Origin of the sequence: Ferrovibrio sp., from assembly GCF_965278975.1 — a bacterium.
Lineage (GTDB): Bacteria > Pseudomonadota > Alphaproteobacteria > Ferrovibrionales > Ferrovibrionaceae > Ferrovibrio.
Window position 1 is genome coordinate 4,270,175 of the sequence record NZ_OZ257126.1, and the last position, 20,816, is coordinate 4,290,990.

Below are 20,816 nucleotides of genomic sequence, written 5' to 3' on the forward strand. Positions count from 1 at the left end.
GGAACCTTAACAATGGCAAACTCAGTTAATACCAATGTTGGCGCGCTCGTCGCTTTGTCGTCGCTGCGCTCGACCAATGCCGAACTCGACAAGACCTCGAAGCGCATCCAGACCGGCTTCCGCGTTGCGGACGCCCAGGATGACGCCGCCGTTTTCGCCGTTGCCCAGGGCATCCGCGGCAACGTGAAGGCCTATGCCTCGGTGCAGTCCTCGCTGGCTGCCGGTGAAGGCCTCGGTCAGGTTTCGGCAGCCGCCCTCACCGGCATCTCGAATCTGGTGGGTGACCTCAAGGCCAAGTTCGCCAACCTGGCGGACGGCTCGCTGACCACGGACCAGCGCACGACGTATCAGAACGACTCGACGCAGATCCTTCAGCAGATCACCAACTTCATCAATCAGGCGACCTACAACGGCAAGAACCTGCTGAACACGGCCAACACGGTGACTTTCGTGGCCGACGTGTCCGGCACCACCCTGACGCTGCAGACTGGCACCGCGATGGTCAATCAGGCGACCGATCTCGGCACCGTGATCACCAACTTCACCGATGCGGCGCAATACTCGGCCTCGCTGGCCAACCTGAGCAGCTTCGAAGGTCTGGTGAACTCGATCTCCGCGCAGGTTGCCGCCCAGAGCCGCTCGCTGACTCTGCAGCGTAACTTCGTGAACGACCTGGTGGACGCGACCAAGAAGGGCCTCGGCGCCCTGGTGGACGCGGACGTCGCCGCCGAATCCGCTGCCCTGCAGTCCCTGCAGGTCCGTCAGCAGCTCGGCGTCCAGGCGCTCTCGATCGCCAACCAGCAGCCCAACACCCTGCTCAGCCTGTTCCGCTAAACGCGCGAACCTTTTTTGGCCTGACGATACGGCGACTCCTTTCGGGGTCGCCGTTTTCGTTTCTGCCATCAGCGCTTGCCGGAAAGCACGGCGCTCGCGCCGAAAGCTTTATAATTGCTGGATTTTGGCGCCTTTCCGAGCGGTTGACGGGGCATGGAGCGGCCTTTATGGTCCGCCGCGCGTGACCCCGTAGCTCAGCTGGTAGAGCAAGCGACTTTTAATCGAGAGGTCCCGGGTTCGAGTCCCGGCGGGGTCACCATTCTCTCCCTTTGAATGAATTTGGATTGGACGCACACCCGTGCGCTCGATAGGCTTTGCGTCAGTATGAGGCTGCGCGGGAGTCGCGGCGATGCCGGGGGATGGCATTATCAATCCAAAATACGGCCTGCTCGCTGCCGGTGAGCAGCCTCGGCATCCATTGTTGCAACGGCTGCTGGCGGATTGGCGTGCCGCCGCGCCCCAGGACGGCCTGCCGCCGCCGGCCTTCATAGACCCGCTGAAGCTGAACTACCTGCTCGGCAGCCTCACGGTGATCGGCGTGGTACGCGATGCCGATGGTGGCATGCGCTTCAATTACCGGCTGGTCGGCACCGACCTGGTGGCGCGACGCGAACGCGACCATACCGGCGGCTGGATGCATGAGCATGAAGACCCGATGGTTGCCGGCATCGGCCCGCTGGTCTGCCGCCTGGCGGTAGAAGCATGTCAGCCGGTGCAGATGCAGGCGCAGCGCAGCTTCGAGGGCCGCCGCTATCCGGTGGATTACCTGCTGCTGCCCCTGGCCCCCACAGGGAAGGGCGGCATCGACCGCCTGCTGATCGCGCAGCTCTACAGCACCGAGATGCCCCGCCTGCCCTATCGGGGCAAAAGCTAGTTCCACCAGCCCCGCGTCAGCCACACCACGCCATGGGTGAGGCCATAGGCCAGCATCGCGAATACGAAGGCGATGGCAAAAACCCGGGCGTGACGGCGCAATTTGTCCATTCACGCCTCCCCCATTCAGAGCGGCTCTATATCGCCCGCCGCCTCGCCGGCATGGAAATCGGCGGCGAAGGCAGCCAGTTGCCCTGCCGCGATGGCGGCGCGCATGCCGGCCATCAGGTCCTGGAAATAGGTCAGGTTATGCCAGGTCATCAGCACGCTGCCGAGGATTTCATTGGAGCGGACCAGATGATGCAGGTAGGCGCGGCTATGGTTGGCACAGGCCGGGCAGCGGCATTGCGCGTCCAGCGGCCGCGTATCCTCGGCATGGCGGGCATTGCGGATATTGACCGTGCCGCGCCGGGTGAAGGCCTGGCCGGTGCGGCCCGAGCGGGTCGGCAGCACGCAGTCGAACATATCGACGCCGCGCTGCACCGCGCCGACCAGATCGGATGGCTTGCCTACGCCCATCAGGTAGCGCGGTCGCGCCTCGGTAAGATGCGGCACGGTTTCTTCCAGGGTCTTGAACATCGCCTCCTGCGGCTCACCCACCGCCAGGCCGCCGATGGCATAACCGTCGAAGCCGATCTGCTGCAGGCCGGCGGCGGATTCTTCCCGCAAGGCCTGGAAGGTGCTGCCCTGCACGATCCCGAACAGGCCATAGCCGGGCCGTGCATCGAAAGCCGCCTTGCAGCGTTCGGCCCAGCGCAGGGACAGCCGCATGGCATCCGCCGCGCGCTTCTCTTCCGCCGGATAGGACACACATTCATCAAGCTGCATGGTGATGGTGGCATCCAGCAGATGCTGGATCTCCACCGAACGCTCCGGCGTGAGATCGTATTTCGCGCCATCGAGATGCGACTGGAAGGCAACGCCGCGCTCGGTGACCTTGGCCAGCGGCCCCAGCGACATCACCTGGAAGCCGCCGGAATCGGTGAGGATCGGCCCCGGCCAATGCATGAATTTATGCAGTCCGCCGAGCTTTGCTACGCGCTCGGCGCCGGGCCGCAGCATCAGGTGATAGGTGTTGCCCAGGATGATCTGCGCGCCGGTGGCGGCAACCGCCTCGGGCGTCATCGCCTTTACCGTGGCCGCCGTACCCACCGGCATGAATACCGGCGTGTCGATCACGCCATGGGCAGTCTCAAGCTTGCCGAGGCGCGCGGCGCCATCGCGGGCATGGACAGTAAAAGCGAGGCTCATGGGGCAGACCTGAACAGCAGCGAGGAATCGCCGTAGGAGTAGAAACGATAGCCTTCCGCGATGGCCTTGGCATAGAGGGCACGTTGCGCCTCCTGGCCGACCAGGGCGGCCACCAGCATCACCAGCGTGGAACGCGGCAGGTGGAAATTGGTCATCAGCGCGTCCACGGCACGGAAACGGAAGCCGGGCGTGATGAAAATATCGGTGTCGCCGCGCCAGGGGCGCAGTTCGCCATGCTCGCGCGCCGCCGTTTCCAGCAAGCGCAGGCTGGTGGTGCCCACTGCCACGATGCGGTCGCCGCGCGCCTTGGCGGCACGGATCGCCTCGGCTGCCGCCTCATCCACCTCACCCCATTCGGCATGCATGCGGTGCTCTTCCACCCGCTCGGCCTTTACCGGCAGGAACGTGCCGGCGCCGACATGCAGCGTCACCGTGGCACGGCCAATGCCGCGCTCATCCAGCCGCCGCAGCAATTCGGGCGTGAAATGCAGCCCAGCCGTGGGCGCGGCAACGGCGCCGGCCTTGGCGGCATAGACTGTCTGGTAATCGGCATGGTCGCGGGCATCGGCCGGACGCTGCGCCACGATATAGGGCGGCAGCGGCATGGCGCCGGCCTGCTCCAGCAGTGGCAGCAATTCGGCATCGTCGCGGTCGATACGCAAGCTGAGGCCATCGACGCCGGGCAGCCTCTCCGCCACCTCGGCCACCAAGCCGCCATCCAGCAGCAGCCGGTCGCCGGGCTTGAGCCGGCGGGCCGGCCGTGCCATCGCCGACCACAGCCGCTGGCCCAGCGACTTCAGCAGCAGCACCTCCACCGCCACCAGCGGATCACGCTCGCGACGGCCGAACAGCCGTGCCGGGATCACCTTGGTATCGTTGAATACCAGCAGGTCGCCCGGTCGCAGCAGGTCCGGCAGATCACGCACATGATGTTCGGCCCCATCGGACGGCCAGAGCAGCAGGCGCGCGGCATCGCGCGGCGACACAGGCCGCTCGGCGATCAGGGACGCCGGCAGGTGGAAATCGAAATCGTCGACCAGCATGGTTCGATACCGGGCGCGCAGCCCGGCGGATCAGACGTCGGCGGCGACGCGCAGCGAGACGATCTTGTCTGGATCGCTCACCGAGCCGTTATCGCGCTGACTGCCCTTCTTGATGCCGTCAACACGCTCCATGCCATCGGTGACCTGGCCCCAGACGGTATACTGGCCATCGAGGAAGCTGGCATCGTCGAAGCAGATGAAGAACTGGCTGTCGGCGCTGTCCGGGTTCTGCGCCCGCGCCATCGAGCAAGTGCCGCGCTGATGCGACTCCTTGTTGAATTCGGCCTTGAGATTCTGGCCCGAACCGCCGGTGCCGGTGCCGCGCGGACAGCCGGTCTGCGCCATAAAGCCATCGATCACGCGATGGAACTTGAGGCCGTCATAGAAATGCTGCCGCGCCAGTTCCTTGATGCGGGCCACATGCTTCGGCGCCAGATCAGGGCGCAGCGCGATGGTGACACGGCCATCCTTGAGTTCGAGATAGAGGGTATTCTCAAGATCGGCGCTCATGGTGGCGGCTCCAGCTTATAGGGTCAGGATTTCACGTCGGCGGCGACGCGCATGCGGACGATCTTGTCCGGGCCATCCACCTGGCCACTGCCCGGTGCGCCCTTCTTGATGCGGTCGACGAATTCCATGCCCGATACCACCTTGCCCCAGACCGTGTAGTTGCGGTCGAGGTAGGATGCGGTATCGAAGCAGATGAAGAACTGGCTGTCAGCACTGTTGGGGTCATTGGCCCGCGCCATCGACACGGTGCCGCGCACATGGCGCTCGCCACTGAATTCAGCCGGAATCTTCTGCCCCGAACCGTTCATGCCGGTGCCGGTGGGATCGCCGGTCTGGGCCATGAAGCCACGGATCACGCGATGGAACACGATGCCGTCGTAGAAGCCCTTGCGGGTCAGTTCCTTGATCCGCGCCACATGGCGCGGCGCCAGGTCCGGGCGCATGGCAATGACCACGCGGCCCCATTCCAGGTCGAGATACAGGGTATTCTCCGGGTCCGTCACCTGGGCCTGCGCGGCAAAGGGCAGCGCGGCCCAAAGGGCAGCCCCAAGAGCGGCCGTGGAGGCAAGGAACTGGCGGCGGATCATTCTGAACGGCCTTCCTTCAACACGGCAACGCGCGCCAGCAGCCGCTCGGCAACGCGCGGCGACACGAAGGGCGCCACATCGCCGCCCAGCATGCCGATCTCCTTGACCAGGCGCGAGGCGATGAACTGGTGGTTATCCGAGGCCATGAGGAACACGGTCTCGATTTCGGAATTGAGGCGGGCATTCATGCCCACCATCTGAAATTCATATTCGAAGTCGGATACCGCACGCAGGCCGCGGATGATCACCGCCGCGCCGATATCCATGGCGAAATGCATCAGCAGGTTGGAGAACGGCTTGACCTCGAACTCGGTGGCGCCGGGCATCAGCGGACCGATCTCCTCGCGCACCATGGCAACGCGCTCTTCCAGCGAGAAAAGCGGCCCCTTGCCAGCATTCACCGCCACGCCCACCACCAGCTTGTCCACCAACTTGGCGGCGCGCTTGATGATATCGTAGTGGCCCTTGGTAACCGGGTCGAACGTGCCCGGGTAGAGACCGATACGGGTCTTGCTCATGCCTCGCTTCCCTCTTCTCCTCCCGGCGCCGTATCCTCGGCGCCGCCCTCATCACCCTGGCCAGTATCGGTCAAATGCGCAACCGATGCCACCTTCTCGCCTTCCGCGAGTTTGAAGATGATCACACCCTGAGTGTTCCGCCCAGCGATACGAATGTCGTCCACCGGGCAGCGGATCAGCTGGCCGCCATCGGTGACCAGCATGATCTGGTCGCCATGCTCCACCGGGAAGGTGGCAACCACATCGCCGTTCTTGGCCGTGGTTTCGATATTGATGATGCCTGAACCACCGCGGCCGGTGACGCGGTATTCATAGGCCGAGCTGCGCTTGCCGTAGCCCTTCTCGGTGACGGTGAGCAGCACCTGCTCCTGCACCTGCAGTTCGGTGAAGCGCTCGGCGGTCATTTCGCTCGGCAGTTCCACGCCGGTCTCGCCGGCCTCGATCCGCTCCAGCGCCGATTTGCGGCGCTGATAAGCCTCGCGCTCCTCGGACGTAACCTCGACATGGCGCAGGATCGACATCGAAATGACGTGGTCGCCATCGGCCAGCTTCATGCCGCGCACGCCGGTGGAGGAACGGCTCTGGAAGCTGCGCACCTCAGAAACCTGGAAGCGGATGCACTTGCCCTGGTGGCTGGTGAGCAGGATATCGTCCTGGTCCGAGCAGGAGCGCACGGCGACCAGCTGGTCATCGGCATCCTCGCCCTCGAACTTCATCGCGATCTTGCCGCCGGCATTGATCGAGACGAAGTCGGACAGGTCGTTGCGCCGCACATAGCCCTTGGCGGTGGCGAAGGCGACATGCAGGTTGCCCCAGCTCGCCTCATCTTCCGGCAGCGGCATCACCACGGCGATCTTCTCGCCCTCGGACAACGGCAGCAGGTTGACGAAGGCCTTGCCGCGCGATTGCGGCGTGCCGATCGGCAGGCGGTAGATCTTCAGCTTGTAGACGCGGCCGATATTGGAGAAGAACAGCACCGGCTGATGCGTGTTGGCCACGAACAGTTCGGTGACGAAATCCTCTTCCTTGGTCGCCATGCCAGCGCGGCCCTTGCCGCCACGCTTCTGCGTCCGGTAAGTGGAAAGCGGCGTGCGCTTGACGTAGCCGGCATGGCTCACCGTCACCACCATGTCCTCGCGCTGGATCAGGTCCTCGGCATCGGCCTCGAATTCCACATCCTGGATTTCGGTGCGGCGCGACACGGCAAAACGCTCGCGCACCGCCACCAGTTCATCACGCAGCAAAGCCATCAGCTTGGTGCGGTCGCCAAGGATCGCCAGATATTCGTTGATCTGCTCGGCAAGTTGCTTCATCTCGTCGCCGATTTCATCGCGACCCAGGGCGGTGAGGCGCTGCAGGCGCAGTTCCAGAATGGCGCGCGCCTGGGTTTCGGAAAGGCGGTAGAAGCCGTCTTCCACGCGATGGCTCGGATCGTCGATCAGCGCGATCATGCTGGCGACTTCACTGGCCGGCCATTGCCGCGCCATCAACTGCTCGCGCGCCGTGGCCGGATCCGGCGCGGCGCGGATCACGGCAATGATCTCGTCGATATTGGCCACCGCGATGGCCAGGCCGACCAACACATGGGCGCGGTCGCGCGCCTTGGCCAGCAGGTAGCGGGTGCGCCGCGCGATCACTTCCTCGCGGAAGTTCACGAAGGCGCCGAGCAGCTGCTTGATATTCAGCAATTCCGGCTTGCCGGCATTGAGCGCCAGCATGTTGACGCCGAAGGAAGTCTGCAACGGCGTGAAGCGGTAAAGCTGGTTCAGCACCACCTCGCCCATGGCATCGCGCTTGAGTTCGATCACCACGCGCACGCCGTCGCGGTCGGATTCATCGCGCAGATCGGCAATGCCCTCGATGCGCTTCGAGCGCACCGCCTCGGCGATCTTCTCCACCATCGAGGCCTTGTTCACCTGATAGGGAATCTCGGTGACGACGATGGCCTCGCGGTCCTTGCGGATTTCCTGGATGGTGGCGCGGCCACGCACCACCACGGAACCGCGACCGGTGTAAAGCGCGGCCTTGGCACCGGCACGGCCCAAGATGATGCCGCCGGTGGGAAAATCCGGGCCCGGCAGGATATCGAGCAACTGGTCCAGCGTGATCTCGGGGTTATCGACATAGGCGCAGGCGGCATCGATCACCTCGCCGAGATTATGCGGCGGGATATTGGTGGCCATGCCGACGGCAATGCCGTTGGCGCCATTCACCAGCAGGTTGGGGAACCGTGCCGGCAGAACCGAGGGTTCCTCGCCGCTATCGTCGTAGTTCGGCTGGAAATCGACCGTGTCCTTGTCGATGTCATCAAGCATCGACTCAGCAGTGCGGGCCAGGCGCGTTTCGGTATAGCGCATCGCCGCCGGCGGATCGCCATCCATCGAGCCGAAATTGCCCTGGCCATCCAGCAGCATCAGTCCCATGGAGAAAGGCTGCGCCATACGCACCATGGCATCGTAGATCGACTGGTCACCATGCGGGTGATACTTACCCATCACGTCACCGACGATGCGCGCCGATTTACGGTAGGCCTTGTCGGCGGTATAGCCGCCTTCCTGCATGGCGTAGAGGATGCGGCGATGCACCGGCTTCAGGCCATCGCGTGCATCGGGCAAGGCACGCGACACGATCACACTCATCGCGTAGCCGAGATAGCTGCGCTGCATCTCCTCTTCGATGGAGATGGGCTGGATATCCTGCGGAAGCGAAGGCTGATCGGTCACGGGACGGGGTCCGATTCTGGTCGGGAACAAGGCAGAAATGGCCTCGACTCGCCCCGGTTTTCAGCGGTGGAATCAGGCTGGGAAAACTACCATATCCGGGCTTCTCGGGGCAACGCCGGGGGCCCCGTCGGAGGGGGCGAAATCAGTGGTCGAAAATGCCCGATTTCAGCCAGTTCCAGGGGTCTTCGCCGCAAGCCACAACCAGCGGGCTGCCCCAGGGCTTGTCAGCGGCGCGATAGCGGCTGCCATCGAGCCGCTTTGCTACCCCGCCAGCCTCGGTGATGAGCAGGCAGCCGGCAGCATGATCCCAGGGCAAGGCGCGGTTATAGACCGCGTAATGGATCTGGCCTTCGGCGATGGCCATGTATTCCTGGCCGGCACAGCGCAGGATCAGCATGCCGGCGGTACGGTCGAGCCGATGCGCGATGCGCGCGGCGAAATCGCGCTCGCCATAGCGGATATTCGGTGCGCCCGAGATATGCGCCAGGCTGGCCGGTCTAGGCAGGCGGAATGGCCGCTCACTGCCATCGGCTTCCAGCATCCACGAACCTTGGCCGCGCCGCGCCATAGCGGTGACGCCACGCACCGGATCATGAATCCAGCTCGCCTCCGCCTCGCCATCGCGCACCATGGTGACCATGACCGCGAACAGCGCTGAGCCAACAGCGAAATTCGCCGTACCATCCACCGGATCGATCAGCCAGACGGTGCCAGGGCGGCGCAGCGCCTCCATCACGCTTTCATCGGCGCTGGCGGCTTCCTCGCCGACAATCACCGAGTCCGGCGCCAATGCTTTCAGCTTCGGGCCAAGCCAGGCCTCGGCGGCGCGGTCGGCAATGGTAACGATGTCATGCGGCCCGGACTTGGTATCCACCTCGCCAGCCTTGAGCCGGCGGAAATGCGGCAGGATGGTCTCCTTCGCCGCGTCCACCAGCAGGCGGTTCACCGCCGACATGTCGATCATTCCCGGGCTCCCTGCTGCCGCTTCTGCCAGCGGCCATATTCACCGGGGCTGAGGCTGACCGCCAGATGCAGTTCGCCGTCTTTCTCCGCCATGCTGCGCACCTCGCCATGGCGGTGCAGCCAGGCCAGCGCGGCGCCATCGGCGGCCGGCAGGGTAAGGTCCAGTTCCACGCGATCATCGCCCAGGCGGTCATCGATATGGGCCAGCAGGGCATCGCAACCGGTGCCGTCCAGGGCCGAAATCGCCACTACATCATCCTGCCGCTCGGCCTGATTCAGCAGCGTGTCGCGCTCTTCCGGCGCCATCTGGTCGATCTTGTTCCAGGCCTGCATCAGCTTGTGGCCCGAGGTCGCCGTGACCCCGAGCGAGGCCAGCACGGCATCAACATCGCTGCCCTGCGCCGCCCAGTCAGGATGCGCCATGTCGCGCACATGCAGCACCAGATTGGCCGCCACCACCTCTTCCAGCGTGGCACGGAAAGCGGCCACCAGATGGGTCGGCAGGTCCGAGATGAAGCCCACGGTATCGGACAGGATCACCTTGCGGCCCGAGGGCAGCTTCACCACGCGCATGGTGGGATCCAGCGTGGCGAACAGCAGATCCTTGGCGAACACATCCGCCCGGGTCAGGCGGTTGAACAGGGTCGATTTGCCGGCATTGGTATAACCAACCAGGGCAACCACCGGATACGGCACCTTCTGGCGTGCCCGGCGATGCAGGCCGCGCGTGGTCACCACATGCTCAAGCTCGGCCTTGATGCGGGTGATACGGTCGCCGATGATGCGGCGGTCCATTTCGAGCTGGCTTTCGCCGGGACCACCGAGGAAGCCGAAGCCGCCGCGCTGACGCTCAAGATGGGTCCAGGATCGCACCAGGCGCGACCGCTGATAGGTCAGATGCGCCAGTTCGACCTGGAGCCGGCCTTCACGCGTGCGGGCACGGGCGCCGAAGATTTCCAGGATCAGGCCGGTACGGTCGATCACCTTGGTCTTCAGGCCGCGCTCCAGATTGCGCTGCTGCACCGGCGTGACGGCGGCATCCACCACCACCACATCCACCGGCTGCTCCTGGATCAGTTGCGCCAGTTCTTCCACCTTGCCAGGCCCGATCAAGGTCGCCGGCCGCCAGGCCGAGACGTTGATCACCTCGGCATGACGCACCTCAAGCTCGATGGCACGAGTCAAGCCGACAGCCTCCGCCAGCCGGGCTTCCGGCTGTCGCTTCTCGGGCGCGGCGCCCTTCAGAACGGGGTGGATGACCAGGGCCCGTCCGGCGCCATTGCCGCCGGACGGGCTCGCGGGTTGATCGCTCAAGGCGTCAGTCGTGGTGTCCGCCAGCGCTGCCACCGGCAGCACCACCCTGGGCGGCGCCACCCTGGGCAGCCGGGTCGAACAGCTGAATCGGACCAGACGGCATCACGGTCGAAATCGCATGCTTGTAGACCAGCTGCATGTGACCATCACGGCGCAGCAGCACCGAGAAATTGTCGAACCAGCTGATGATACCCTGCAGCTTCACGCCATTGACGAGAAACACAGTGACCGGGGTCTTGGTCTTGCGGATGTGGTTGAGGAAAACGTCCTGGACGTTTTGCGGCTTTTCGGCGGCCATCGTTGGACCTTTCTTTTTTGTTTGTTGTTATCGCATTCTTGTTTTTGTTGTCGGGATTGCCGAAAGAACGGCGCGGCTATACAGGCTGCCGACCGCGCAATACCCATGTTGCTAACATAGACACGAAGTATGGCAAAACAATGGCTCAACTCCGCCGGGCATCCCCCCGCGACGCCATGCCGCACTGCAACATAATACAGCGATCAGGGCGCCAGGTAAGGCGCCGAGGGCAGCTCTCCAGCCGCCTGGGAATTGGCATAAATATCGTAAATCGCTCGCATTTTACTTGCGAGCAGGCCCGGAGCGCCATTGCCGATGGAACGGCCGTCCAGGCTGGTGATCGGCATCAGGAAAGCCGTGGTGGAAGTGACGAAGGCCTCCCGCGCCTCATAAGCCTCGGCCGGCGTGAAGGCACGTTCCTCGATCGTCAACCCCTCGGCCTTGGCCAGGGCCAGGATGGCCGAGCGGGTGATGCCGCTGAGGATGCCGTTATCAAGCTGGCGGGTGACCAGGGCGCCGTCCTTGGTGACGATCCAGGCATTGGATGACGAGCCTTCCGTCACCCTGCCCTCGCCATCCACCAGCCAGGCCTCGAAAGCACCGGCCTCCTTGGCCTGCTGCTTGGCGAGCGCCGCCGGCAACAGGCCGACACTCTTGATATCGCAGCGCGCCCAGCGCTGGTCGCGGGTGGTGATGGCAGCAACGCCCTTGGCGGCATTGGCGGCGATCCTCGCCCGGTCCAGCGGCTTGGCGATGGCGATGAAGCTGGGGCGGATGCCGGCGGGAAACGGGAAATCGCGCCGCGCCGCGCCGCGCGTGATCTGCACATAGATGCTGCCGAAATCGACCCGGTTGCGGCGGATGGTTTCCTCAAACACTACCTGCATGGCGGCACGGCTCATCGGATGGGCGATGCGCAGTTCATCCAGGTTGCGCTCAAGCCGCACGATATGGCCTTCCGCATCCACCATGCGGCCGCCAATCACCGCGATCACTTCATAAACGCCATCGGCGAACTGGAAGCCGCGATCCTCCACATGTACCGAGGCTTGGTGGTAGGGCTGGTAGCGGCCATTGACATAGGCAACGCGCGACATCGCGATATCCTCAATCGATCAGAAGAATTCAAGCCGCACGGCGAAGAGCTTTTCCACCTTCTTCACCGCATCCTTGCGCGCGAACAGGATCAGCCGGTCGCCGGCCTCGATCTCGGAATCGCCGCGCGCGATTTCCACATCCTCGTTGCGCACGATGGCACCGATCATGATGCCGGCGGGCAGATGCAGTTCACGCAGCGGCTTGCCAACCAGCGCGCTGGTCTGAATAGCCACGGCCTCCACCACTTCCGCCGCGCCATCGCGCAGGCTGTGCACGCCCCGGATACGGCCGCGCCGCACATGCTGCAGGATCGACGATACCGTGGTCGAGCGCGGGTTCACCACCACATCGATGCCGAGCGGGCCTACCAGGTTTTCATACGCCGGATTGTTCACCAGCGTGATAGCACGCTGGCAGCCGGCGCGCTTGGCCAGCAGCGAGGTGAGGATATTCACCTCGTCGTCATTGGTCAGCGCGATGATCGCCTCGGCGCTGCTGATCTTGGCTTCGTTCAGGATATCCATGTCCAGCGTGTCGCCCTGGATCACCACGGAATCCTGCAACTGGCCGGCAATGCTTTCGGCGCGGGCCCGGCTGGCCTCGATCAGCTTCAGCTTGACCGACTTCTGTGCCTCGATCTCGCGCGCCAGGAACAGGCCGATATTGCCGCCGCCGGCCAGCACAATACGGCGCGCTTCGCGCTCCTCATGGCCGAACAGCCGCATGGCGCGCTGCACATGGTTGGTCATGGAGAGGAAATAGATCTCGTCCCCCGCCTCCATGTAGTCATCAGCCTCGGGCACGATCATCTCGTCGTTGCGCACGATGCCGCAGATGTTGATGTTGAGGTCCGGGAACAACTCGGTGAGCTGACGCAGCGGCGTGTTCAGCACCGGACATTCTTCTTCCAGGCGTACGCCGATCAGGCGCAGGCGATCGCCGGCGAAAGGAATCATGTCGAAGGCGCCAGGCGTGAGGATGCGGCGATGAATGGCGCGGGCCACCTCGATCTCCGGCGAGATGATATAATCGATAGAAATATTCTCGCCGTTGAACAGATCGGACCATTCCGGCTTCAGGTAGCTCTGGGCGCGGATGCGGGCGATCTTGGTCGGCACCTTGAAGATGGCGCGGCCGACTTCGCAGGCGATCATGTTGACTTCATCGGCATAAGTCACCGCGATCAGCATGTCCGCATCGGCGGCACCGGCGCGGTCGAGCACATCGGGATGCGAGGCATGGCCGACAATGGAACGCAGATCGTAGGTTTCGGCCACTTTGTGCGCCTGCTCGGCGGACTGGTCGATCACCGTCACTTCGTTGCCCTCGGCGGCAAGCTGCCGGGCAATCGTAGTGCCGACCAGACCTGCGCCGCAGACGATGACCTTCATGGTGCGGGGGCCTTCATGGCCTAGCTGCCGTTGCGGTCGAGATTGGCAACGCCGAGCGCCTTGAGCTTGCGATGCAGCGCGGAACGCTCCATGCCGATGAAGCTGGCGGTGCGCGAGACATTGCCGCCGAAGCGGGTGATCTGCGCCAGCAGGTATTCGCGCTCGAACACCTCGCGTGCATCACGCAACGGCAGCGCCATCACTTCCGTGGTGGTCTCTGGCCGCAACGCCACCGGCGGCGTGGCGCCAAGATCGGCCGGCAGCATGTCGGCATGAATAGCGCCGCGCTGCTCGCCCGGCATCATGATCAGCAGCCGCGCCACGGCATTGCGCAGTTCGCGCACATTGCCCGGCCATTCCGCCGATTGCAGCGCCAGCAGGGCGTCCTCGGCCAGTTCGCGCTCCGGCACGCCCTGGCGCTGCGCCTCGAACTTGACGAAATACTTGGCGAGTTCAGGAATATCCTCGCGGCGGTCGCGCAAGGCAGGCACCTTCAGCGGCACCACGTTGAGGCGATGATAGAGGTCCTGCCGGAACAGGCCCTGCTGCACGCGGGCGGCAAGATCATGGCTGGTGCCGCTGACCACGCGCACATCCACCTGCACCCGGGTACGGCCACCAACGCGTTCGAAACTCTGCTCGGTCAGCACCCGCAGGATCTTGGCCTGGGTTTCCAGCGGCATGTCGGCCACTTCATCCAGGAACAGCGTGCCACCATGGGCTTCTTCCAACACACCGACGCGATGCGAGCCGCCAGCCGCCTCTTCGACACCGAACAGTTCGGTTTCCATCCGGTCCGGCGTCATCGCCGCCGCGTTGAGCACCACCAGACGGCCACCGGCACGGCGCGAGCGGGCGTGCATCAGCCGCGCCACCAGTTCCTTGCCGGAACCCGGCGGACCGGAAATCAGCACGCGGCTGTTGCTCGGCGCCACGCGTTCCACTGCCTGGCGCAGTGCATTGATCGCCGGCGAATGACCGATCATCTCGGTGATGCTGCCCGAGCGCTGGCGCAATTCCTCGTTCTCACGGCGCAGGCGGGCCTGCTCCAGGGCGCGCTCCACCAGCAGCAGCAGGCGGTCGCTCTTGAACGGCTTCTCGATATAGTCGTAGGCGCCACGCTTGATCGCCGAGACGGCGGTTTCGATATTGCCATGGCCGGAAATGATGATCACCGGCACATTGGGATGGTCGCGGGCGATGCGGTCGAGGATTTCCAGGCCATCCAGCCTGCTGCCCTGCAGCCAGATATCCAGGATCACGGCGCTGGGGCGGCGGGAATCAACTTCGCGCAAGGCGGCGTCTGAATCGCCGGCCATGCGGGTTTCGTAGCCCTCATCCTCTAAGATGCCGCCGATCAGGTTGCGGATATCCGCTTCGTCATCAACGATCAGAATATCACGCGCCATGACCGCTCACGCCAACCATCTGCTTCGTCGTCTCGGTGTGCTTCGTGGTATCCGCCGGCCCGCTGCCGCTTTCCTGCTGCTGCCCGATAGTAAGCACGAGCGGCAGTCGAATCCGCGCCAAACTACCACTTTTCGCTTCCGGATCAAACGCCCGGGCATCCTCCAGGGTGATCTGGCCGCCATGCTCCTCAATGATCTTCTTCACGATGGCAAGGCCGAGGCCGGTACCTTTGACGCGGGTGGTCACATAAGGTTCGAACAGCCGGCCGCGCAGTTCCACCGGCAGCCCCTTGCCGTTATCACAGATCAGCAGCTGCGCCTCGGTCTGCTCCAGCCGCAATTCGATCCGGATACGGCCCGGCGGCAATGCTGTATCATCGAGCCGTTCGCGGCCATCGATGGCATCCAGCGCATTCTGCAACACATTGGTCAGCACCTGGGCGATCTGGCGCGCATCGCATTTCAGCAGCACCGGATCAGCCGGGAAGCGGCTGTCGAAACCGACATCGCCGCGCGCCACCTGCTGCATGAATACCGCCTGACGCACGATCTGAGTCAGGTCTTCCTCGCGGTAGACCGGACGCGGCATGCGGGCAAAGTCGGAGAATTCATCCACCATGCGGCCGATATCGCCTACCTGGCGGATGATGGTATCGGTGCATTGCGCGAAGATTTCGGGATCGGTACTCACTTCCTTGAGGTATTTCCGCTTCAGCCGTTCGGCGGAAAGCTGGATCGGGGTGAGCGGGTTCTTGATCTCATGGGCAATGCGGCGGGCGATATCGGCCCAGGCGGCATTACGCTGTGCCGCCACCAGTTCCGTTACGTCATCGAAAGTGACGACATAGCCCAGCAATTCATTGCCCGTGATCTCGCGGGCCACACGGACCAGCAGGGTACGGGCGGCTTCTCCTCGCTGCACCACCACCTGGCCGCGCGCCACCTGCTCTGCTGGATTATCCCGAAGTTGTAGAAAGAGTGGCGTCATCTCAGGCGCCACCTCGGTGAATGTCTTGCCCACCACATCGTCAAATCCAGTGGCCAGCAGATGCAGGGCCGAGGGATTCGGCAACGTGACCTTGCCGCCCATGTCTACGCCGATGACGCCGGCAGAGACACCAGCCAGCACCGTCTCGGTGAAACGGCGACGCTCGTCAAGCTGGCGGTTGGCGCTGATAAGCTGTGCCTGTTGCGCCGCAAGCTGCCCGGTCATGCGATTAAAGGCGCGCCCCAGATTGCCGATCTCATCTTCACCCGGCCGCTCGGTGACGCGCACCCCCAGTTCACCGGTACTGATGCGTTCCGCCGCCGACACCACCTCGCCGATCGGTGTTGCCAACCGGGTGGCGATGGTGAGGCTGAGCCAGATCGAGGCCAGCAGCAGCAGCAGCGATACCAGGATGAACAAGCCGGCGAAGCGGACTTCCAGGCCGGAACGTTCCTGCTCCAGGCGGTTATACTGCGCCGCCGCCGCACGGGTACGGTCCAGATTCGCCACCACCTGCGGATCGATAAAGCGGCCGACATAAAGGAAGGCATCAACGAAGCCATCCAGCTTCATCAAGCCGCGCACACGTTCATCGGAATCAGCCGCGATGAAAACCAGCTGGCCGTTGGCGGCATCCAGCAGCATGGGGTCAGTGATCTGGTCGAGATCGAACTGCATGCCGAGCCGTGTCTGAGCCAGGATTTCCCGCGTCGAGGTGAATACCATGGCTTCGCCCAGGCCGCGCAGCCGTGCCAGGGTAAGCACCGCCTGCTGGAACAGGATCGGGTTGCGCGCCAGACGCGGCGCGTCACGGTTGATATCCACTGCCATACCAAGCATGTCGGCACGGATGGTCTTGCGGTGCTCCTGGGAATAGGCTTCCGCCACCGCCACGGAGGCTTTCACGGCAGTGTTGACGCGGTCGCTGAACCAGGTCTGCAGCCCCAGGCTGAAAAACAGCACGGCGAATACCGACATCAGCACCGCCGGCAGCGATGACAAAACGGCAAAGATCACCACCAGGCGGGCATGCAGGCGCGAGCCGGCGGCTCCACGGCGGCGATCCATCCACAGCATCACCAGGCGGCGCGCCACCACGGCGATCAGCGCCAGCAGGGCCACCAGGTCGGAAAGCAGCATGAACTGGATTTCGCGCGGACTCAGTTCGCGCATGGCGCCCGGCGTCATCGCCACATAGGTGACGATGCCCAGCGCCAGGGCTGAAACCGCGACCGCGATCTCGACATAGCGCAGCACCCGGTGGCGGTCGATCCAGGCCATCAGGCGACGCCAGAGCTGCACGCCAGGGGCTACCCCGGCGGTCTCGGCGGACGGATCGTTTACGGCAGGGTCCAGGCTCATTGGCTGGACAGTCTATACCAGCCGGTGGCGCCTGTTAATCAGCGGGCCCGGCCAAGCAAGCCTGCCCGGCGGCCTATTTCAGACCACGGATGACCTGGATGTTGTGGTCGCGGATCTTCTTGCGCAGCGTATTGCGGTTCAGACCCAGCATCGAGGCGGCCTTGATCTGATTGCCCCGGGTGGCTGCCAAGCTGAGAGAGATCAGCGGGATTTCCAGTTCACGCAGCATCCGGTCATACAGGCCGTTGGGCGGCAGGTCGTCGCCATGGGCGGCGAAATACTTGGTGATATGGCGTTCGATGGCACCAGCGAGGGTTTCTTCCTCGTTCGGCTCCGGCGCACGGGCAGCCTGGGGCGGCTCGGCCAGTTCGTTTTCGATCACCTCGACGCCGATAACATCCTCGGCATAGAGCGCGGCGAGACGGCGGACCAGGTTTTCCAGCTCGCGCACATTACCCGGCCAGCGGTAGCGGCGCAGTCGCTCCATGGCTTCCGGCGACACAGTCTTGAGCGGCAGGCTCTGGGCATGGGCCTGGTTAAGGAAATGCCGCACCAGGTCCGGGATATCCTCGCCACGCTCGCGCAACGGCGGCAGACGCAGCGGCACGACATTCAAGCGATAGAACAAATCCTCGCGGAACAGACCCTGGTTCACCAGCTGGCGCAGATCGCGGTTGGTGGCGGCAACGATACGCACATCGGTACGGATCGCGGTCCGGCCGCCAACAGTGGTGTATTCACCCTGCTGCAGCACGCGCAGCAGACGGGTCTGTGCCTCGATCGGCATGTCGCCGATTTCGTCCAGGAACAGCGTGCCGCCTTCGGATTGCTCAAAGCGGCCGGCATAGCGCGCATTGGCGCCGGTAAAGGCACCCTTCTCATGGCCGAAGAGTTCGGACTCGATAAGCTCGCGCGGAATCGCCGCCATGTTGATGGCCACGAAGGGACCGTTACGACGCTTGCCGTAATCGTGCAGCGCGCGCGCCACCAGTTCCTTGCCGGTGCCGCTCTCGCCCGAAATCAGCACCGTCAGGTCGGTGCCCATCAGGCGCGCCATGACACGGTAGATTTCCTGCATCGAGGGCGAGCGGCCGATCAGCGGCAGCTTTTCCTCGTCATTGGCCGCCTCGGTGGCTTCCGACGGCATCGCCTTCGGCTGGCTCAGCGCGCGTTCGACGACGCGCAGCAATTCCTTGAGATCGAAGGGCTTGGGCAGATAATCATAGGCGCCGCGCTCGGCTGCCTTCACGGCGGTAAGCAGGGTTTTCTGCGCGCTCATCACGATGATCGGCAGATCCGGCCGGATCCGCTTGATGCGCGGCAACAGGTCGAGGCCATTCTCATCCGGCATCACCACATCGGTGATGATCAGGTCGCCCTCACCTTCCGAGGTCCAGCGCCACAGCGTGGCTGCATTGCCGGTGGAACGCACCTGATAGCCGACCCGGCCCAAAGCCTGGTCCAGCACGGTCCTGATCGAGCGATCATCGTCTGCGACCAGGATCGTACCTTTGTTGCTCATGCCTGCTCTCCAATTTCGTCTGCCGTGATCGCATCCACCGCAGTGGTATGGACCGGCAGCCGCGCACTAAACACCGTACGGCGGGGACGGCTATCACATTCGATAACGCCGCCATGGTCGCCGATAATCTTCGCCACCAATGCAAGGCCCAGGCCAGAACCCTGCGGCTTGGTGGTCACAAATGCGTCAAACAGGTAAGGCCGGATATCCTCGGGCACGCCGGGGCCATTATCCTGCACCGTCACTTCCAAAGGCAGATGCAGACGATCACGCGAGCCACGCACCGCCAAACGCACGCCATGGCGGTAGGCGGTGGTGAGAATGATCTCGCCCCCCGGATCGCCATCGATGGCTTCGGCAGCGTTCTTCACCAGATTGAGGAATATCTGCACCAGTTGATCGCGGTTGCCATAGACCGGCGGCAACGACGGGTCATAGCGTTCGATGAAGCGCACATTCTTGCCAAAACCGGCCTGCGCCACGCGGCGCACATGCTCCAGCACCTGATGGATATTCACCGGGCCGCGCTCGATCGGGCGCTTGTCGGAGAACACTTCCATGCCATCAACCAGGGCACAGATGCGGTCGGCTTCATCGCAGATCAGGCGCGTCAATTCGCGGTCTGCCTGATTGACGCTGGCTTCCAGAAGCTGCGCCGCGCCACGGATACCGGACAGCGGATTCTTCACTTCATGCGCCAGGATCGCGGCCATGCCGGTGACCGAGCGGGCGGCACCGCGATGCGTCAACTGGCGGTCGATCTTGGCCGCCATGCTGCGCTCGTCCAGCCGCAGGATGACGAAATCCTCTTTCTCCGGCACCGGCGAAACCTGCACGTCGACCAGGCGTTCACCCAGACGCGGCGAGCCAAGATCGACATCGTATTCCGACACGACATAGCGGTCGCGCTGCACCTGGCTCACCAGTTCCAGGATCGGGCTGCCGAACGGCACCACGTCGCGGATATTCTGCCGGTTCAGCACCGCCTGGCCGGAATCGAAGAACTGCTCGGCAGCGGGATTGGCATAGCCAATATCGCCGCTGCCATCCAGCACGAGGATCGGATTGGGGATGGCGCCCAGCACCAGGGAAGGATCAAGCATACTGCGTTTTTCGGCGGTCTCGGGCATCGCGGTCACGCCGCCAACCGGTCGAGCTGCGGCGCGTAGAAGTCGCGCACGGCACGGCGCACATCATCCGGCTGCTCGATCTGCATGATGCGGGTGCGGAAATCCGCCGAGCCCGGCAGGCCCTTGGAATACCAGGCGACATGCTTGCGCGCGATCTTCACGCCGGTCTGCAAGCCGTAGAATTCCAGCATCGCATCGTAATGCTCCAGCACGATGCGCTCCTGCTCTTCCAGGCTCGGATCGGCCAACACCTTGCCGCTGCGCAGATACTCCATCACCTGGGCCAGGAACCACGGGCGGCCATAGGCGCCGCGGCCGATCATCACGCCATCGGCGCCGGATTGATCCAGCGCGGCACGGGCCTCTTCCAGCGTGGTGATATCGCCGTTCACGATCACCGGGATCGACACGGCTTCCTTCACGCGACGCACGAAGCCCCAATCGGCGCGGCCGTTATACATCTGGCAGCGGGTGCGGCCATGCACGGTGAGCATCCTGATGCCCTCGCCCTCGGCGATGCGGGCAAGTTCCGGCGCGTTTCGGCTCTGCTCATCCCAGCCAGTGCGCATCTTCAAGGTCACGGGCAACTTCACGGCATTCACCGTGGCGGTGATCAGGGTCTTGGCATGATCCAGGTCGCGCATCAGCGCGGAACCGGCATAGCCATTCACCACCTTCTTCACCGGGCAGCCCATGTTGATGTCGATGATGGCGAAGCCCTTGTCCTCGTTCAGCTTCGCCGCTTCGGCCATGACATGGCCCTCGCAGCCGGCAAGCTGCATCGAGAGCGGGAATTCCTCAGGCGTGTTCTCGGCCATCTTCAGCGACTGGCGCGAGGCGCGCACCATCGCCTCCGAGGCAATCATCTCGGACACGACGAGGCCGGCACCGGAGCGCTTGACCAACCGGCGGAACGGCAAATCCGTCACGCCAGACATCGGCGCAAGGATCACCGGATCCTCGATCTTCACCGAACCAATTTCTATGCTCATTTTTTAGACA

18 protein-coding genes and 1 tRNA gene are annotated in these 20,816 nt (G+C 63.9%); 3 read left to right on the forward strand and 16 right to left on the reverse strand.

Features of this window, described 5'->3' with window-relative positions; all coding sequences use genetic code 11:
• Positions 1–12: 12 nt before the first annotated feature.
• From ACQY7X_RS20580 to ACQY7X_RS20590, 3 genes are all read left to right on the forward strand, one after another.
• Positions 13–834 (forward strand): flagellin, encoded by an 822-nt coding sequence (locus tag ACQY7X_RS20580; protein WP_428247356.1) that lies wholly within the window; start codon positions 13–15, stop codon positions 832–834.
• 183 nt (positions 835–1,017) lie between these two features.
• Positions 1,018–1,093, forward strand: a tRNA-Lys gene (locus ACQY7X_RS20585).
• Positions 1,094–1,183: 90 nt separating this feature from the next.
• Positions 1,184–1,708 (forward strand): PAS domain-containing protein, encoded by a 525-nt coding sequence (locus ACQY7X_RS20590; RefSeq protein WP_428247357.1) that lies wholly within the window; start codon positions 1,184–1,186, stop codon positions 1,706–1,708.
• A 125-nt stretch (positions 1,709–1,833) separates the two neighbouring features.
• Here the strand turns inward: ACQY7X_RS20590 and tgt are convergent, their stop codons facing one another.
• The 16 genes from tgt to dusB all read right to left on the reverse strand — a co-directional run bounded on the left by tgt (position 1,834) and on the right by dusB (position 20,806).
• Positions 1,834–2,958, reverse strand: a complete 1,125-nt coding sequence (gene tgt, locus ACQY7X_RS20595; protein WP_428247358.1) for a tRNA guanosine(34) transglycosylase Tgt — start codon at positions 2,956–2,958, stop codon at positions 1,834–1,836.
• Positions 2,955–4,001 (reverse strand): tRNA preQ1(34) S-adenosylmethionine ribosyltransferase-isomerase QueA, encoded by a 1,047-nt coding sequence (gene queA, locus ACQY7X_RS20600; protein ID WP_428247359.1) that lies wholly within the window; start codon positions 3,999–4,001, stop codon positions 2,955–2,957. The genes tgt and queA overlap by 4 nt, the downstream gene beginning before the upstream one ends.
• Positions 4,002–4,031: 30 nt before the next feature.
• Positions 4,032–4,511 carry a peptidylprolyl isomerase gene (locus tag ACQY7X_RS20605; protein ID WP_428247361.1) on the reverse strand — a complete coding sequence of 160 codons (480 nt, stop codon included), beginning with the start codon at positions 4,509–4,511 and terminating at the stop codon, positions 4,032–4,034.
• Between the two features lie 23 nt (positions 4,512–4,534).
• The gene (locus ACQY7X_RS20610) at positions 4,535–5,098 is read right to left on the reverse strand and encodes a peptidylprolyl isomerase (protein WP_428247362.1); all 564 of its coding nucleotides are present in this window, start codon (positions 5,096–5,098) and stop codon (positions 4,535–4,537) included.
• Positions 5,095–5,616 (reverse strand): pantetheine-phosphate adenylyltransferase, encoded by a 522-nt coding sequence (gene coaD / locus ACQY7X_RS20615; RefSeq protein WP_428247364.1) that lies wholly within the window; start codon positions 5,614–5,616, stop codon positions 5,095–5,097. The genes ACQY7X_RS20610 and coaD overlap by 4 nt, the downstream gene beginning before the upstream one ends.
• The gene (gene gyrA, locus ACQY7X_RS20620) at positions 5,613–8,339 is read right to left on the reverse strand and encodes a DNA gyrase subunit A (protein ID WP_428247365.1); all 2,727 of its coding nucleotides are present in this window, start codon (positions 8,337–8,339) and stop codon (positions 5,613–5,615) included. The genes coaD and gyrA overlap by 4 nt, the downstream gene beginning before the upstream one ends.
• 142 nt (positions 8,340–8,481) lie before the next feature.
• Positions 8,482–9,303 carry an inositol monophosphatase family protein gene (locus tag ACQY7X_RS20625; protein ID WP_428247367.1) on the reverse strand — a complete coding sequence of 274 codons (822 nt, stop codon included), beginning with the start codon at positions 9,301–9,303 and terminating at the stop codon, positions 8,482–8,484.
• Positions 9,300–10,616 carry a GTPase HflX gene (gene hflX, locus ACQY7X_RS20630; protein ID WP_428250084.1) on the reverse strand — a complete coding sequence of 439 codons (1,317 nt, stop codon included), beginning with the start codon at positions 10,614–10,616 and terminating at the stop codon, positions 9,300–9,302. Before hflX ends, ACQY7X_RS20625 begins: the two co-directional genes overlap by 4 nt.
• 4 nt (positions 10,617–10,620) lie before the next feature.
• Positions 10,621–10,914 (reverse strand): RNA chaperone Hfq, encoded by a 294-nt coding sequence (hfq, locus tag ACQY7X_RS20635; protein WP_428247369.1) that lies wholly within the window; start codon positions 10,912–10,914, stop codon positions 10,621–10,623.
• A 203-nt stretch (positions 10,915–11,117) separates the two neighbouring features.
• The gene (locus ACQY7X_RS20640) at positions 11,118–12,011 is read right to left on the reverse strand and encodes a D-amino-acid transaminase (RefSeq protein ID WP_428247370.1); all 894 of its coding nucleotides are present in this window, start codon (positions 12,009–12,011) and stop codon (positions 11,118–11,120) included.
• Positions 12,012–12,029: 18 nt separating this feature from the next.
• A complete protein-coding gene (gene trkA / locus ACQY7X_RS20645; RefSeq protein WP_428247371.1) occupies positions 12,030–13,403 on the reverse strand; it encodes a Trk system potassium transporter TrkA in 1,374 nt (457 codons plus the stop codon).
• Positions 13,404–13,423: 20 nt separating this feature from the next.
• Positions 13,424–14,812 (reverse strand): sigma-54-dependent transcriptional regulator, encoded by a 1,389-nt coding sequence (locus tag ACQY7X_RS20650; protein ID WP_428247373.1) that lies wholly within the window; start codon positions 14,810–14,812, stop codon positions 13,424–13,426.
• Complete coding sequence (locus tag ACQY7X_RS20655) at positions 14,802–17,162, reverse strand: ATP-binding protein (protein WP_428247375.1); 2,361 nt, start codon at positions 17,160–17,162, stop codon at positions 14,802–14,804. The genes ACQY7X_RS20650 and ACQY7X_RS20655 overlap by 11 nt, the downstream gene beginning before the upstream one ends.
• Before the next feature lie 73 nt (positions 17,163–17,235).
• The gene (gene ntrC / locus ACQY7X_RS20660; RefSeq protein WP_428247377.1) at positions 17,236–18,684 is read right to left on the reverse strand and encodes a nitrogen regulation protein NR(I); all 1,449 of its coding nucleotides are present in this window, start codon (positions 18,682–18,684) and stop codon (positions 17,236–17,238) included.
• Positions 18,681–19,787 carry a two-component system sensor histidine kinase NtrB gene (locus ACQY7X_RS20665; protein ID WP_428247379.1) on the reverse strand — a complete coding sequence of 369 codons (1,107 nt, stop codon included), beginning with the start codon at positions 19,785–19,787 and terminating at the stop codon, positions 18,681–18,683. The genes ntrC and ACQY7X_RS20665 overlap by 4 nt, the downstream gene beginning before the upstream one ends.
• A gap of 32 nt (positions 19,788–19,819) precedes the next feature.
• Positions 19,820–20,806 (reverse strand): tRNA dihydrouridine synthase DusB, encoded by a 987-nt coding sequence (dusB, locus tag ACQY7X_RS20670; RefSeq protein ID WP_428247381.1) that lies wholly within the window; start codon positions 20,804–20,806, stop codon positions 19,820–19,822.
• Between the last annotated feature and the right edge of the window lie 10 nt (positions 20,807–20,816).

Excerpts from the sequence above, each read along its gene's own strand:
- ACQY7X_RS20640 (WP_428247370.1), bottom strand. The coding sequence starts at position 12,011 with ATGTCGCGCGTTGCCTATGTCAATGGCCGCTACCAGCCCTACCACCAA.
- ntrC (WP_428247377.1), bottom strand. The coding sequence starts at position 18,684 with ATGAGCAACAAAGGTACGATCCTGGTCGCAGACGATGATCGCTCGATC.
- ACQY7X_RS20655 (WP_428247375.1), bottom strand. The coding sequence starts at position 17,162 with ATGAGCCTGGACCCTGCCGTAAACGATCCGTCCGCCGAGACCGCCGGG.
- ACQY7X_RS20590 (WP_428247357.1), top strand. The coding sequence starts at position 1,184 with ATGCCGGGGGATGGCATTATCAATCCAAAATACGGCCTGCTCGCTGCC.
- hfq (WP_428247369.1), bottom strand. The coding sequence starts at position 10,914 with ATGGCCGCCGAAAAGCCGCAAAACGTCCAGGACGTTTTCCTCAACCAC.
- dusB (WP_428247381.1), bottom strand. The coding sequence starts at position 20,806 with ATGAGCATAGAAATTGGTTCGGTGAAGATCGAGGATCCGGTGATCCTT.
- ACQY7X_RS20580 (WP_428247356.1), top strand. The coding sequence starts at position 13 with ATGGCAAACTCAGTTAATACCAATGTTGGCGCGCTCGTCGCTTTGTCG.
- ACQY7X_RS20605 (WP_428247361.1), bottom strand. The coding sequence starts at position 4,511 with ATGAGCGCCGATCTTGAGAATACCCTCTATCTCGAACTCAAGGATGGC.
- queA (WP_428247359.1), bottom strand. The coding sequence starts at position 4,001 with ATGCTGGTCGACGATTTCGATTTCCACCTGCCGGCGTCCCTGATCGCC.
- ACQY7X_RS20665 (WP_428247379.1), bottom strand. The coding sequence starts at position 19,787 with ATGCTTGATCCTTCCCTGGTGCTGGGCGCCATCCCCAATCCGATCCTC.
- ACQY7X_RS20625 (WP_428247367.1), bottom strand. The coding sequence starts at position 9,303 with ATGATCGACATGTCGGCGGTGAACCGCCTGCTGGTGGACGCGGCGAAG.
- tgt (WP_428247358.1), bottom strand. The coding sequence starts at position 2,958 with ATGAGCCTCGCTTTTACTGTCCATGCCCGCGATGGCGCCGCGCGCCTC.
- ACQY7X_RS20610 (WP_428247362.1), bottom strand. The coding sequence starts at position 5,098 with ATGATCCGCCGCCAGTTCCTTGCCTCCACGGCCGCTCTTGGGGCTGCC.
- ACQY7X_RS20650 (WP_428247373.1), bottom strand. The coding sequence starts at position 14,812 with ATGGCGCGTGATATTCTGATCGTTGATGACGAAGCGGATATCCGCAAC.
- coaD (WP_428247364.1), bottom strand. The coding sequence starts at position 5,616 with ATGAGCAAGACCCGTATCGGTCTCTACCCGGGCACGTTCGACCCGGTT.
- trkA (WP_428247371.1), bottom strand. The coding sequence starts at position 13,403 with ATGAAGGTCATCGTCTGCGGCGCAGGTCTGGTCGGCACTACGATTGCC.